Below are 13672 nucleotides of genomic sequence, written 5' to 3' on the forward strand. Positions count from 1 at the left end.
CACCCCCGGCGTAGGGCCGCCACTTCGCGGTGCTCGTTTGGCCCACGCTGGCTCCGGCCCGCTAAAGTTCAGCTATATATAGCCAGTTTTACGTGCTGCTCGGCCCCCGTTTATTCCGAGAGGCAACGCAACGGAAGACCGAAGCCACGAGCATTCGCATCGTTGAGAACGAGCCACGTCACACCGAAGCCCAAGTTTATGCCGTTGGTGTCGCTAATTGAAGCAGACCAGCTGGCGCTGCCGCTGCCGACGAGCTCCAGCATGCCCGAAGTACTGTTGCGGACGCCCGGGGCAGCTTGCTCTGTTTATTCCGAGAGGCAGCGCAACTGAAAACCGTAGACACGGCGGTACGCGAGACTCGGTCCGAGCCACGTCATGTCGAAATCCAGTCGGATGCCGTAGATGCCGTTTGTGGCGGAAGACCAACTGTACCCATTACCGCCCACGATCACTATGCCCGAGACATCGCTGAGGAGACCCGGGGCGGAACGTTGGGGAAATCGAGTCGAATCATTCGTTGCAGAGGACAACGAATGACGTTTTTTGACTAACTTTACCACTGAATATCATATCTTTCATCCGATGAAAAAGCAAGATAAAGAAGCGCTGCTCTATCATAGCTCCGAACCCAAAGGAAAACTGGGCGTTGTTCCCACCAAACCCTACACCACCCAACACGACCTCTCGATGGCTTATACCCCGGGCGTGGCGGTGCCCTGTATGGAAATTTACGACGATCCGGAGAAAATTTACGAATATACCAACAAAGGCAATCTGGTGGCTGTGATTTCGAATGGCACGGCTGTGTTGGGACTCGGCGATATCGGCCCGGCGGCCGCAAAACCTGTGATGGAGGGGAAAGGACTGTTGTTCAAGGTGCTGGCCGGAATCAATGTATACGACATCGAGATCGACACCACGGATGTGGAGCGGTTCGTGGAGACCGTCAAGGCGATTGCGCCGACCTTCGGGGGGATCAACCTGGAGGATATCAAAGCGCCCCAGTGTTTCGAAATCGAACGACGGCTCAAAGAAGAGGTCGGCCTGCCGCTGATGCACGACGACCAGCACGGAACGGCGATCATTACTTCGGCCGCCCTGCTCAATGCTTTGGAGATCGTGGGGAAACGCATCGACCGGATTCAGGTCGTTGTGAACGGCGCGGGAGCTGCTGCGACAGCTTGTGCGCGGCTCTATTTGCACCTGGGGGTTAGGCCCGAAAATCTGGTGATGTGCGACAGCAAAGGAGTGATCAGCGTGCGACGAATGAACCTGACGCCCAAAAAGGCACAGTTTGCGACCCGGCGCGAGGTGAATACGCTGGCCGAAGCTTTGGTCGGCGCCGATCTTTTCTTGGGCGTCTCCAAAGCAGGGGTGCTGACAGCTGAGATGGTGCGGACGATGGCCGATGACCCGATTGTCTTTGCATTGGCCAATCCCGATCCGGAAATTCCGTATGAAGCGGCCAAAGCGTCGCGTCCCGACCTGATTTTCGCCACCGGGCGGAGCGACTATCCGAATCAGGTCAATAACGTGCTCGGTTTTCCGTACATCTTTCGCGGGGCGTTGGATGTACGAGCCACGGCTATCAACGAGGAGATGAAAGTAGCGGCGGCACAAGCGATCGCCGGGCTGGCGAAAATGCCGGTCACGGATGAGGTGCTTCGGGCCTATAATTTAGAGGAGCTGGCTTTCGGACGGGACTATCTGCTGCCCAAACCGTTGGATCAACGCCTGCTTGTAACGGTCTCGGTGGCCGTGGCCAAGGCGGCGGTCGAATCGGGTGTCGCGACCAAAATCATTACGGATTGGGAGGCCTATGCGACCGGTCTGGCACGCTTGGCCGACCGCATCCGGCAGGGGCGTTATTGATTGCGGTGAAGAGAGACCGACCCTTTGACTTTTCGGCCTTTGGGATCGACCTCCTTCCATCGGTCGCTCTCCCAATAGAAGTGCTCGCCGATCCAGACCTTGCGTGCCTGGCGAGCCACAGTAGCGTGTCCGTCCTGAAACGGATAGGCGGCTTCGTAGTGCGGTCGGATCACGACGCGACCCGTCGTGTCGGCATATCCGATTCGTCCGTTGCGTCCTACGATTCGAAACAGACCTTCCGAAACATAATCCGGGCCGTTGTCGAATAGGTAGGCATCGTATTTTTTGCGACTCTCCCGGTCGGCCAGTTCGGCGGTTTTCGGATCATGGCGACGGAGGCCGGAGCGATAACCGGCGCAACTGCCGCAGAGCGCAAGTGTCGCGCCGGCGCAGAGGATGACGGTGAGGCGGTTCATGGCGGTTTTCTGCTTATCGTACCCGGACGACGGCCAGCTGTTTCTGGATCCGTTCCCGATCCACCGTCTCATAATGATATGGATAGAGGTATTCCGGTTCGATGATTTTGGCCGCTTCGATAAACTCCTCTTCGCTCATCGTATAGGGCAGCATCAGGGGGAGAAAAGCGATAAAAATAAAGCTCAACTCCCGCATTTCCGGAATCAGTTCGGTGTCGCCGGCGATGTAAATCCGTTTTCCGTCGATGGTCAGCAGATAACCGTTTCCCTCCCCTTTCGGGTGGAACGGTACGCCGGGTCTCCGTTCCCGGACGATGTTGTAGGCCGGCAGGGCCCGGATGCGGATCGAGCGGTTGTAGTCTGTCGTATCGCCGTTGGCCAGTGTGATGATCCGTTGGGTGAATCCGTCGGCCCGCAGCCGTTCTGCGGCTTTCGGCGGTGCGATAAAGACGGTCTGGTCGGTCGCGATGGCGCGTAGCGCCTCGGGGTCGTAATGGTCATAGTGATCGTGGGTGATGAGAACCGTCGTGGCTTTCGGAAGCATCGTATAATCGGCCCCCTCTCCGTATGGATCGACGGCGATTAGCTCATCCTCATAGCCTATATAAAGCGCCGCATGGCTGATACGCGTCACGCTGATCGGGCCGTAGTAATCGGTGGTGTCGGGTTGTGCTTTCATGATGTTTGGGGGTTTGGGAATAAAGGTAGCATTTTTCGTGCCGAAATCGGAGCGTTTTTGGGGAAAATGGAGGGGCTATTTTTGCTGAGGTTGGAGGCTGTCCTGTTTATTCCGAGAGGCAACGCAGCTGAAGACCGCTGGCCCGGTGTACCGGATAGTTTGAGCCGAGTCCCGTCGCGTCGAAGTACAAGTATACGCCATAGATATCGTTGACAGTGGAAGTCCAGCTGTAGCCGCCGTTACCGACCACCCACACCGAGCCTGAACCGTAACCGCGGTGGCCCGGGGCGCGCCCGCAGGGTGTTTTTACCGGCCGCCTCTACCCTAAGCAATAGGCCTGCCTCGGCTTCAAGTTAGGGTAGACACGGCCATTAAAAGACGCCGTGCTTCCGTTTATTCCGAGAGGCAACGCAACTGAAAACCGTGGCCGCGGCTGTCCGAGTTGCTGGTGAGGAGGTGCTGCGAAAAGAAATTCAAGTCCAGGCCGTAGACACCGCCCGTAACGGAAGACCAGCTGAACCCGGTGTAGCCGACGCCCATCAGATCGCCCGAGTTCGAAAGGCGGTTGCCCGGGGCGGGGTTTGTCTCCGTTTATTCCGAGAGGCAACGCAACTGAAAACCGTAGCCGCGGTGGTACGCGTAGCTGGGATTGAGCCCCGTCACGTAGAAATCCAAGTACACCCCATTGCTGCCGCTCACCGACGACGAATAGCTGAACCCGCCGTTGCCGACGTAGCTCAGCCCGCCATTGGCTCTCTCGCGGAAGCCCGGGGCGGCACTGCCCCGCCCTTTCCTGATTTGAACGAAGAATCGCAGTAAACCATAAATTGTGTAATTTCGGAGCGCTTTTCGGACAAATTATCGATGGATAAACAGACGACGATTCGAGTCTCGCTGGTCGTAGCTGTTGCGTTTTTCATGCAATTTCTCGACACCACCGCGGTCAATACGGCCATTCCGGCCATGGCCGACACGTTCCGGGTGGATGTCATCCGGCTCAGTACCGGCGTGACCTCCTATCTGATGGCGTTGGCGGTTTTTATCCCCGTGAGCGGCTGGATCGCCGAACGCTTCGGAACCCGTCGCGTTTTTTGCTCCTCGGTCGCCTTTTTCATCCTCTCCTCTACCCTTTGCGGCACCTCGCACAGTTTGTGGCAGTTCGTCGCCTATCGCATCATGCAGGGGATGGCCGGAGCCATGATGTCGCCCGTCGGTCGGCTGGCCGTGCTCAAAGCCACGCCCAAAGAGGATTTGCCCACCGCCATGAACTATATTACCATTCCGGCACTCGTCGCTCCGATTATGGGGCCCGTGGTGGGCGGCTATCTGACCTCCTTTTGGTCGTGGAGGTGGATTTTTTACCTGAACGTGCCGATCGGAATCGCCTGTATTCTGTTGGCCTGGCACTACATTCCCGAAGAGACGCCGCGCGACGCGAAACGAAAGCCGCCGTTTGATTGGGGCGGGTTCGTGTTGAGCGGGAGTGCGCTGGCCGGGTTTATGTACGGAGTCGAAATGTTCAGCAAATCAGGCATCTCGTATGCCTTTTCCGGTTCGGTCGTCGGCCTGAGCCTGCTGTTGCTTTACTGGAACGTGAAGCACGCGGCCCGGGTGGAGACGCCGCTGATCGACTATTCAGTCATGCGGGTGCGAACCTACAGCATTACGGTTTGGGTCGGTTCCGTATCGCGAATCGTGATCGGAGCCTTTCCTTATCTTGTGCCGCTGATGTTTCAGGAGGGTTTCGGGCTGAGTCCCTTTCGTTCCGGGCTCCTCTTTCTGGCTACGATGGCCGGCAACCTGTCGATGAAGACCGCGACCGTCTGGCTGATCCGCCGTTTCCCTTTTCGCAATATTTTATTGGTAAACGGTGCCTTAGTAGCTCTTTTCACCTTTCTGACCGCCCTGTTTTCCCCCGAAACGCCCGTTTGGATGATCGTGGTTACCCTCTTCTGTGCCGGTCTGGTGCGATCGATGCAGTTCAGTTCGCTGACCACCCTCGCCTTTGCCGATATCGCCGAACGGAAAATGACATCGGCCAATACCTTATATAGTACGGTGCAACAGATGTCCACCGGCATGGGGATCGCCGTCGGCGCCGTGATGCTGCGGTTCGCCAACCAGTTCGACGGCGGCGTGCCCGGACACTATACGGTATTGGATTTTCGGCTGGCATTCTTTGCTGTGGCCATCCTGGGTGTTATTCATCTGTTCGGCTACACCTTTTTGCGTCCCTCGGCCGGAAATGCCGTCAGGATCAAGAAGAAAGAGTAAGATTTGGCCTCCGTTCGCATCATACCGTCCGGCGGAATTTGCGAAAAAAACGGTCGAACGTTTGGTAGAATAAAAAGAAGACTCTATATTTGTCCTCGCAATGCCGAATCGGGTATTGCGGATTCGGTGCGGTAGTTCAGCTGGTTAGAATACCTGCCTGTCACGCAGGGGGTCGCGAGTTCGAGTCTCGTCCGCACCGCGCGTTTTTAACACGCCTCTTCTTGTGGATGGAAGAGGCGTTTTTCGTATGAGCCTTTTTGACATAGAGCGGGATTTGCACGAAAATTGTCGGAGGGCTCTTGCTTTCGCCGTCCGAGCTGATTCGGGCGGGCCGGCTTCAGGCGTCGAACTCCGGGATTCGGCGACGAAAAAAAGTGAAATCTGACAATAAGTGTGGATTACTGACTAAAATTTATTAATTTAGCCGCGTGAAATATCCTCTCTCGCAGAGGATTCGGGCATAAATTGAACGGATATGGATTTTGCAAAACGCAGAAAATCAAATTTTTCGAACGGTAGAAAGCGGTCGTTGCGAATCGTAACGGCGGCTTTGTTGGGCTTGTTGGGGGGCTGTGTGTGGGGGGCATTTGCGCAGGGACAGGGGCTGGGGGCGCCGCAGAAACAGTCCGTCGATTTTGCATTCGGCTTGGGGAACTCGGAACTGAGCGTGAATTATGGTCAGAATGCCGCAGCGATGGCCAAATTCGATAAATTGGTGCGCGACGTGGCCAATTCGGCATCGGCACGGATCGACTCGGTGGTGATTACCGCTTATTCGACGGCTACGAACCCGCTCGGGAACGTCGATGTGGCGGAACAGCGGGTGTCTGCGGTTAAAGCGTATGTCGATCCGGTGATCCGGAACTCGCAGCTGCGTCAGGCGGTGGTCGTGACGGGGAACGTCGTGGCCAAAAACAACGTCATGATGCCGGACCAGGTATTCGGGATGTTGAAAAAGGTGACCGTTACCGTTTATATGAACGGGTCGAGCCTGGCGAAGAAAGGTACGACCAACGGCGGTGGGACGATGGGGAGCGACGAAAGTCGATATATGTCGCCGTTCGGCGGAAGCAACGTCTTCGGAACGACTTCGCGGCAGCAGCAAACGGCGGCTCAGGCGGACACTCATCGCGAACCGCAGCAGGTGGCGGTTGAAGTAGTGCCGAAACACGCTTTCTCGGCTAAGGAACAACCGCGGCAGGAAGTGGTCGTTGCGCGTCCGGCGGAACCGCAGCAGCCTGCTCAGACGAAACCGGTGGTTGCAGAGCGGGAGTCGGAAGTAATTTTGCCGGTCGATAATAATAAATCGACCCCGAAAGACGATTATAAGAAGGAACCGGTTCGGCAGTCGGAAGCGGTTGCTGTAACGCCTGTTGCTCCGGCGGAACCGTTGTGGGAACCGACCAAAGAGGAAAAGAAAGCTCTGGATGCGGAATTGCAGCGCTTTATCGACTCATTGGCCCAGCTGGAAGTGAAACGGAAACAAGAGGCGACTGCGGTGGCTCCTGCTCCTGCGGTTGTGGTAGAGACTCCGAAGGTTTCGAACGTGCAGCCTGTGCGGCCGGCGGTGGTAGCGGATAACAGCTATGCACAGCAGGGACGCAATCCGGAGATCGATGCGCTCGTACAGCAACTCCTCAAAGAACAAGGAGCGACTGCTACGGCGACCGTTCCTGCGGGGAGAGGCGGTGCGACGAATATCGCCGGTCTGGAGTTGGGGAACAGAACCGACGACAAGACCAATAAAGTGGTGTTGGAAGAGATCAGCACTACCCTCTTGCGCTCTTCGAATGCCAAACAGAAGGCGATTATGGAGCTCGAAATTTCAGGTAGCTCGGCTTTCGTGGCAGGGATGGCGGATGCGAAGAAGATTAAAATGAAGCCGGCGAAAGCAGGAACGGTTGTGGAAGCGAAACCGGTGAAAGCGGAAAAACTGGCTAAACAGAAACCGGTCGTAGTAGCGAAAGAAAAAGAGAAGATCAAGGTAGAGGAAGAAGTGATCGCCGTTACGCCGATCGTACCGGCTGAAGTCGTGGCCAAAGAAGAGATCAAAGAGAAAGAAAAAGAAGAGGTTAAACCGGTGAAGGTGAAGCCTGTCAAGCCGTCGAAAGCAGTGGCTATCGAAGTGGTACCGGTCGAAGAGGTCGAAACCGCAAAAGTGAAAGAAAAAGAAGAGGTTAAACCGGTAAAGGTTAAGCCTGTTAAACCGGTGAAAGCGGAAAAACCGGCCAAAATCAAAACGGCGCATGAGCCGATGACTTTGGTACGGCCGTTGGTGGCGGCGAAGACTAACCTGGCTTACTGGGCGGGAGTTGCGGCGAATGCCGAAGTCGAATTCTACTTCGCTAAACGTTGGTCGGCGATGGTCGAAGGGGTTTATACCGATTGGAACATGAACCTCTACAAGAAGCACTACGCTGTCAACGAAATCAGCCCGGAAGTACGTTATTGGACAACCCGGAAAGCGGGACAATATCGTGGCTTGTACGTTGGGGTATATGGACACTTGGGACAGTTCGACTACATGTCCAAAGATCGCCTTACGGGCGGTAAGACCGGGGACTACTACGGTGCCGGGATTTCGGTAGGGGGCTATCTGCCTTTCACTCCTCACTTCGGGATGGAACTCGGCTTGCGAGGGGGATATGTACGGGCGAATTACGACCGTTACCACAAAGAAGTTTCGACCTATATATATGAATCGTCGAAGTCGGCCAACTATTTCGGTCTGACGGGAGCGAAAGTTTCATTGGTATACCGTTTCGGCTTGGGCCGGTAGTAATTTTTGAATAGGGAAACGCAGATTTATCATGAACAAGATACTACATTTCGGAAGATCGAAAAAGCTGGGGGTGATTGTCATGGCTGTGGCGGCTGCTTGGAGCGGTTTGGGGACGACATCGTGTGTCAGACGGAATTTGTACACCAAACCGGACGAAGGGCGCGTGATTGTGAATTTCGACTGGAAAAACAAAGTCGAAGGAACGACGGCGCCGGAGAAAATGTCGGTCTACCTCTATAACGAAGATGGCAGCAAACTGTATCACGGTGAGACCGGAGAAGACGGCTCTTATCAGGGGACGGTAGCATCGGGGAAATATAAAGTATTGGCTTTTAACGAAGGGATCGAAGGGATCAAATTTGCCGATATTGAAAGCTTTGAAAAGGCATATGCTTATGCGCTGCCGTTGAATAACAAGGCTTTGGAAGAGGATGAGTGGATCAAGGAGGCGGGCGGATGGCTTTATAGCGGACAGTTCGCGGAATTGACCGTTGCGAAAGAAGATACCGTCGTGACCACATTGGCGCCGGCACCGCGGGTACAGCGGGTGGTGGTAAAGATTCTTGTGAATGGCGATGCGGATAAGGTGACCGGCTTACAGATGGCTTTGACTGGAGTGGCTTCTTCGATCCGGTTGTGCTCCGGAGAGTGTACGGGGGGATATAAAGCGGTGGTACCTTTGAACCATCAGGTGGAGCAGGTGGATGGCTCTGTGCTCTATTCGGCGAATGCTTTGGTCTTCGGAATCCGGCCTTCGGAAGGAGAGAGTCAGGGATCGAATAGCGTGCGGTTGGATTTGAATTTCGACAATGGCGGCTCGCAGCAAATCGAAGCAGAGATTGGGCCGGAAATTATCGATAATCCGGATGCCATCGAAATAACGATTGATATCGATGTGGAAGTTTCGGCTACTTCTCAAGGCGGATTTACGGCTCAAATCACCGATTTCGAGGTGACTACCGACGATATGATCGTGAATAACCGGCCAAATACCAGCGGTGCGGGGAATTAGGTGATAGGCGGGGTGAGAAACGGGGGGAGACTGTTGGATACGAACTAAAATTAATCGGGGGGAAATATAGATGATCATGAAAAAAATCACTTGGTTCTCGGCACTGACGGCGATATGCGCCGTGGCTGTAGGAGTGAGCGGTTGTACCAAAAAGGAACTGGAGATTCCGGCGGGAGAAAAATCTCAGTTGTTGCTGACCGGAAAAACCCAGCAAATGGGAGTGACCAAGGCGCAGAAGGCGACCACTACCCAACCGTTGGCGAATAATTTCGAAACCGGGATATATGTGGTGAATCGGACTTCGGGCGAAAATGTGGGGACGGCGGGGGTGTCCAATTTGAAGCATGTGTCCGATGCGTCGGGGGCGTTGATTAATACCGGCGCTCCGATTATCTTGACCACGGGTTGGGAATACGATATGATCGCTTACGGGCCGCATGATCCGGCGGTGGTGGCTGCGAACGGAGTAAAAGTCGCGCATGGGAACGATATGATCTGGGCGAAGAGCGCCGGTGAGAAACCCAATGCGAAGACACATAGCACGGCATTGACCTTTCAACATAAAGTATCGCAGATCGAATTCGAACTGGTGGATGGCGGGACTACCGGAGAGGGAAATTCTGTGAACTTGGCGGGAGCGACATTCAAGGTGACGGGGTTTGTTAAGGACGGGACCGTAGATTTGACCACCGGTGCGATGACCCTCGGGGCGGTTGATCCGACGATCGTTTTGACCGGGATCAATAATACTGATCTGAAGACCGATGTAATCTATTTCGTGCCGGGAGAAAATTTGCAGTTGAACGCGGAAGTGACTTTGGCCGACGGAACTACCTTCTCGGGTGTCTATAAGAAGAAGTTCGAAGCCGGAAGACATTATCAGGTCAAGATTAAAGTACTCGATTTGGACACCGATTTGGATCTGGATGACAGTACATTGCTTCCGTGGGAAGAAGACGAAGAGGGAGATTTGGAACTCGGACAATAACACCAAAGCGCATAGAAATCTGCCCCCTTTGGGGGGTATCATTATCTTCAAATATCGAGAGTGAGATTATGAAAACGTTTTACGTACTTGCGGCTCTTTTTCTGACAGTGACCGGTTGTACCAAAAAAGATACGGAAAGGGATCAAAAAGTTCCTTCTGAATTGATTTTGAACGGAGAAGTGACATTCAGCGACAATGATCCTGAGACCGCTTCCTCTGTCTCGGCGGTAAAACAAGTGGAAACACGCGCGGGAGGGCAATTGCCGGCCAGTACCTCTTTGGGAGTCTATATTCGGAATACTCCGGAGACTGCGGGTGCGGGGGATTTGAATGCAGCAGAGTGGAAAAATCTGCCGTTCGTTTGTAATTCCAGCGGACAGATTGTTCTATCGGGGGGCACAGGTGGCGTGATTCTGACCTCGGGGATTCAGTATGATATCTTGGCCTATTCACCGCAGGTTCAGACCGTGAGCGACGCTCATCGAATACCGGTGAATCATGGAACGGATATCTTGTGGGGGAAGAAGACGGTAAAAGCAGTGCCGGGGGCGACACGGGTGAACTTGGAATTCAGACATGCCGGAGCACAGGTCGGGTTCAAATTGAAACCGAAGGCTGGGACGACGATGGATTTGAGCAATGCCCAGATGACAGTTACCGGTTTTTATAAGACCGGGACATTGGATTTGGAGACGGGGAAGATTACGGGGGCGGATCCGACCGAGAAATTGACGGATAAGACGGGCGCGAAATCGTATGTTCTGGCGACGGGTGATAAGATGACCGTGAATGCGACTGTGACGGGTGTTCCGGATCAGCCTACGTTTACCGGTTCTTATACCTTGACTCTCAAACCGGGGAAATCTTATCTCTATACCATTACGCTGAATCCGAATGGTGAAGCACCGGTTAAATTCGATCCAGAGGTGGTGGATTGGGAAGATGTAGCGGCTGGCAACGATGTGATTATCAAATAGATTTAAGGTAAAAATGGATAAGGGGTCGGTATTCTTGAGAATACCGACCCCTACTGTTTTTGTGGGTTTCTGACGGTGGAAATTTAGTAGTACTCTACCCTATTCGGACACATATTGGGAAATCAGGTTGCTGAACCGCGAGTAAAATGTCGCACGGATCATTCATTGTTGAAGTAAATCTATGAATCTCTCCTTGTAATAAGTAGGCCTAGTCGAAAGAGAGAGTTTCCAGAATATTGAATCTCTGATTATCGATCGTTTTACCCCGTTCCGACGCTGCTTTCCATATCCTTGTTAACTCCCAGAAGCATCTAATAGGTTGGAAAAAATAACCCTTTGCCTCGGAAAGAGACAAAGGGTCGGATTTTCGAAACGGAATTTTGCCCGTATGTCGTGATCGGCGCCGGACTATTCATCCGCCGCTAAGAAATGCTTCTGAGCCTTCAGCAAATTCCTGGACTGAAGCACCATCGTTTTCGTCTCGTTGATGATGTCGAGATACAGCATACTGCTCCGAGAGCTCGACGCATTGTCCCGTACTCGATAAATCTGGTTTTTGATCGCCTTGGCCAGTATCTCGAACAACTCGTCCCGGTGTTGCAACGCATCGTCCAAATGGCTGAAATCTTTGGTCTGCAACATCCGGATAATCTCGTCGTAAATATCCGAAACCCGTTTGTTGATCTCTTGCAGATCGGACAACTGTGCCGGACTCAATCCCTCGTGGTTGTTGTCGATGTGGTCGAAGCTCGGCCGCGTGATATGCACCAATGCCTTCGCCACTTCGTTCACGTAGTCCGCCACCTGAACGTAATAGTGAGCCGTATCGATGTTGTTGGCCTCCAGCTTGCGCAAGATCGGCAGTAACCGATACTTCCGCTCGTGTGCCTCCTGATACATCTGCTCCGCCGCCCGCATCGTATCTTTCAGTTTCCGACGGTCTTCGCTCGCCAGCCCCTCGATCGTCTCCTGATAGAGCTTGGTCATCGTCTGCATGGCGTTGCAAATCTCCTGCGTCGATTCATCCACAATGTTCAATTCCTTGTCATCCCCGTTGTACATGGCTTCGCGCGCTGCCGCTTTCTTCTGCCGCCGCGAGAAGAGCACCTTGCTCTGGAACAGGATGAAAGCGCAGACCGCCGCCAGCCCGTAGATGGAGATATTTCCGCCGTACATCAGCACTAGCCCGACGATAAACGCCACCGTAAACGCCACCGCCGCCGTCAGGAACCAGCCCGAGATCACCGTCAATACCCCCGTGATCCGATACACGGCGCTTTCGCGTCCCCATGCGCGGTCGGCCAGCGAAGAACCCATCGCCACCATGAAAGTAACGTAGGTGGTCGAAAGCGGCAACCGCAACGAAGTGGCCGATGCGATCAGGATCGAAGCGACCGCCAGATTGACCGTGGCCCGGATCAAGTCGAACGGTGCTTTCTCCGCTGCTTCGATCACCGCCATCGGCTCGAATCGCCGCGCGAGGAACCGTTGTGCCCGTTCCGGCACGTATTTGGCGAAATTTTTGTTAAAATTGACCGCTCCGCGCACCAAGGCCCGCGACAGCGACGTAGAGCCGAATCGCTCTACTCCATCGTCCTGCCGTGCCAGATTGATTTCGGTGTCGGAAACCGACCGGGCTTTCTTCGAGAGCCAGATGGTGATGACCATAATCAGCCCCCCGATGAACAGGATCAGCGGATTGGCAGGTACGGCCCCTGCCAGTTCCGACATTTTGAGGGTTGAAATATCAACTCCCGCAGCCGCCGCATTCGAAGCAATGTTGTAGGAGTCGAAACCCGCCACGAATACCCCGATAAAATTCACCAGGTCATTACCCGCAAAAGCCAGCGCCAACGACAAAGTTCCCGCCAATACCGTCAGCTTGAGGATGTTGATCTTAAATAAGTAATGGATCAGGCCCATCAGGATAGTCCATCCGATAAAACAGTAGACCATCATCAATCCCGTGTGGGCGTTCATCCACGCCATCAGTTCGTGCGGCATGATCGAGGTGTCTTTCATCCCTTTGAAGATGGCGAAGTATGAGATCGCCGTAAGTGCGATCCCGCACCACAGCGGCCCGATGTAGCGAAATGATTTCTGGTAATGGAACGAGAAGATCACGCGGGTCACGTACATGACCACGGTACCGGTAATGAATGCGACGATGACGGATGTCAATATTCCCGATATGATCCCCAATGCCTTTCCGGAGTTGATGTAGATGGGCAGTTCTGCCATGCTTCCCCCTGCATTCCAGATTTTTACAAGTGCTACAGCCACGGCAGAGCCCAGCAGTTCGAATACGAGCGATACGGTGGTCGAGGTAGGAAGCCCGAAAGTATTGAACATATCCAGCAGGATCACGTCGGTGAACATGACTGCAAGGAAGATCATCATCATCTCGTGGAAGTAGAAGTTTTCGGGAAAGAAAACTCCCCGGCGTGCCACTTCCATCATACCGCTGGAGAAAATGGAGCCGAGGAGAATCCCTGCCGAAGCGACGAGCAGGATGACGTATCGCGGCGCGGCTTTCGAGCCTAAGGCCGAGTTTAGGAAATTGACGGCGTCGTTCGAAACTCCCACTACAAGGTCGGAAACGGCGAGAGCCATCAGAATCACCAAGACAAACAGATAGATATTGTCCATAGAAGACACAAGGTGTGTGGTTA

General features: G+C 54.0%; 13 protein-coding genes and 1 tRNA gene. 7 read left to right on the forward strand and 7 right to left on the reverse strand.

All coding sequences use genetic code 11. The features are described from left to right. Positions 1 to 110 precede the first annotated feature (110 nt). Together QZ302_RS00580 and QZ302_RS00585 are read right to left on the reverse strand one after the other, a co-directional pair. Positions 111 to 263 (reverse strand): hypothetical protein, encoded by a 153-nt coding sequence (locus QZ302_RS00580; RefSeq protein ID WP_294591330.1) that lies wholly within the window; start codon positions 261 to 263, stop codon positions 111 to 113. A gap of 42 nt (positions 264 to 305) precedes the next feature. Continuing rightward, positions 306 to 560, reverse strand: a complete 255-nt coding sequence (locus tag QZ302_RS00585; RefSeq protein ID WP_294591332.1) for a hypothetical protein — start codon at positions 558 to 560, stop codon at positions 306 to 308. Positions 561 to 582: 22 nt separating this feature from the next. Here QZ302_RS00585 and QZ302_RS00590 point away from each other — a divergent pair, with 22 nt between their 5' ends. Then, a complete protein-coding gene (locus QZ302_RS00590; RefSeq protein ID WP_294591334.1) occupies positions 583 to 1872 on the forward strand; it encodes a malic enzyme-like NAD(P)-binding protein in 1290 nt (429 codons plus the stop codon). Here QZ302_RS00590 and QZ302_RS00595 read toward each other — a convergent pair. The 4 genes from QZ302_RS00595 to QZ302_RS00610 all read right to left on the reverse strand — a co-directional run bounded on the left by QZ302_RS00595 (position 1866) and on the right by QZ302_RS00610 (position 3507). Beyond that, positions 1866 to 2360, reverse strand: a complete 495-nt coding sequence (locus QZ302_RS00595) for a WG repeat-containing protein (protein ID WP_294591336.1) — start codon at positions 2358 to 2360, stop codon at positions 1866 to 1868. The two genes, QZ302_RS00590 and QZ302_RS00595, sit on opposite strands and share 7 nt — an antisense overlap. Continuing rightward, positions 2302 to 2967, reverse strand: a complete 666-nt coding sequence (locus QZ302_RS00600; RefSeq protein ID WP_294591338.1) for an MBL fold metallo-hydrolase — start codon at positions 2965 to 2967, stop codon at positions 2302 to 2304. Before QZ302_RS00600 ends, QZ302_RS00595 begins: the two co-directional genes overlap by 59 nt. 106 nt (positions 2968 to 3073) lie before the next feature. After that, on the reverse strand, positions 3074 to 3223 hold the full coding sequence (locus QZ302_RS00605) for a hypothetical protein (RefSeq protein ID WP_294591340.1): 150 nt from the start codon (positions 3221 to 3223) through the stop codon (positions 3074 to 3076). Between the two features lie 137 nt (positions 3224 to 3360). Further along, complete coding sequence (locus QZ302_RS00610; protein ID WP_294591342.1) at positions 3361 to 3507, reverse strand: hypothetical protein; 147 nt, start codon at positions 3505 to 3507, stop codon at positions 3361 to 3363. Positions 3508 to 3831: 324 nt separating this feature from the next. Here QZ302_RS00610 and QZ302_RS00615 point away from each other — a divergent pair, with 324 nt between their 5' ends. From QZ302_RS00615 to QZ302_RS00640, 6 genes are all read left to right on the forward strand, one after another. Further along, the gene (locus QZ302_RS00615; RefSeq protein ID WP_294591344.1) at positions 3832 to 5241 is read left to right on the forward strand and encodes a DHA2 family efflux MFS transporter permease subunit; all 1410 of its coding nucleotides are present in this window, start codon (positions 3832 to 3834) and stop codon (positions 5239 to 5241) included. Between the two features lie 125 nt (positions 5242 to 5366). Then, positions 5367 to 5440 (forward strand) — tRNA-Asp (locus QZ302_RS00620). Positions 5441 to 5770: 330 nt separating this feature from the next. Beyond that, positions 5771 to 8020 carry a DUF3575 domain-containing protein gene (locus tag QZ302_RS00625; protein ID WP_294591346.1) on the forward strand — a complete coding sequence of 750 codons (2250 nt, stop codon included), beginning with the start codon at positions 5771 to 5773 and terminating at the stop codon, positions 8018 to 8020. A 31-nt stretch (positions 8021 to 8051) separates the two neighbouring features. Continuing rightward, positions 8052 to 9035, forward strand: a complete 984-nt coding sequence (locus QZ302_RS00630) for a DUF5119 domain-containing protein (RefSeq protein ID WP_294591347.1) — start codon at positions 8052 to 8054, stop codon at positions 9033 to 9035. 76 nt (positions 9036 to 9111) lie between these two features. Then, complete coding sequence (locus QZ302_RS00635; protein WP_294591349.1) at positions 9112 to 10023, forward strand: fimbrillin family protein; 912 nt, start codon at positions 9112 to 9114, stop codon at positions 10021 to 10023. A gap of 68 nt (positions 10024 to 10091) precedes the next feature. Continuing rightward, a complete protein-coding gene (locus tag QZ302_RS00640) occupies positions 10092 to 11000 on the forward strand; it encodes a fimbrillin family protein (RefSeq protein WP_294591351.1) in 909 nt (302 codons plus the stop codon). Positions 11001 to 11408: 408 nt separating this feature from the next. Here the strand turns inward: QZ302_RS00640 and QZ302_RS00645 are convergent, their stop codons facing one another. Further along, positions 11409 to 13649, reverse strand: a complete 2241-nt coding sequence (locus tag QZ302_RS00645; protein WP_294591427.1) for an inorganic phosphate transporter — start codon at positions 13647 to 13649, stop codon at positions 11409 to 11411. Between the last annotated feature and the right edge of the window lie 23 nt (positions 13650 to 13672).

The sequence above is a fragment of the uncultured Rikenella sp. genome (assembly GCF_910579375.1).
Classification (GTDB): domain Bacteria; phylum Bacteroidota; class Bacteroidia; order Bacteroidales; family Rikenellaceae; genus Rikenella.

What these genes read in the sequence shown, in the direction of transcription:
- QZ302_RS00615 (WP_294591344.1), top strand. Translation starts at nt 3,832, where the DNA reads ATGGATAAACAGACGACGATTCGAGTCTCGCTGGTCGTAGCTGTTGCG.
- QZ302_RS00630 (WP_294591347.1), top strand. Translation starts at nt 8,052, where the DNA reads ATGAACAAGATACTACATTTCGGAAGATCGAAAAAGCTGGGGGTGATT.
- QZ302_RS00640 (WP_294591351.1), top strand. Translation starts at nt 10,092, where the DNA reads ATGAAAACGTTTTACGTACTTGCGGCTCTTTTTCTGACAGTGACCGGT.
- QZ302_RS00645 (WP_294591427.1), bottom strand. Translation starts at nt 13,649, where the DNA reads ATGGACAATATCTATCTGTTTGTCTTGGTGATTCTGATGGCTCTCGCC.
- QZ302_RS00580 (WP_294591330.1), bottom strand. Translation starts at nt 263, where the DNA reads ATGCTGGAGCTCGTCGGCAGCGGCAGCGCCAGCTGGTCTGCTTCAATT.
- QZ302_RS00635 (WP_294591349.1), top strand. Translation starts at nt 9,112, where the DNA reads ATGAAAAAAATCACTTGGTTCTCGGCACTGACGGCGATATGCGCCGTG.
- QZ302_RS00590 (WP_294591334.1), top strand. Translation starts at nt 583, where the DNA reads ATGAAAAAGCAAGATAAAGAAGCGCTGCTCTATCATAGCTCCGAACCC.
- QZ302_RS00610 (WP_294591342.1), bottom strand. Translation starts at nt 3,507, where the DNA reads ATGGGCGTCGGCTACACCGGGTTCAGCTGGTCTTCCGTTACGGGCGGT.
- QZ302_RS00600 (WP_294591338.1), bottom strand. Translation starts at nt 2,967, where the DNA reads ATGAAAGCACAACCCGACACCACCGATTACTACGGCCCGATCAGCGTG.
- QZ302_RS00595 (WP_294591336.1), bottom strand. Translation starts at nt 2,360, where the DNA reads ATGAGACGGTGGATCGGGAACGGATCCAGAAACAGCTGGCCGTCGTCC.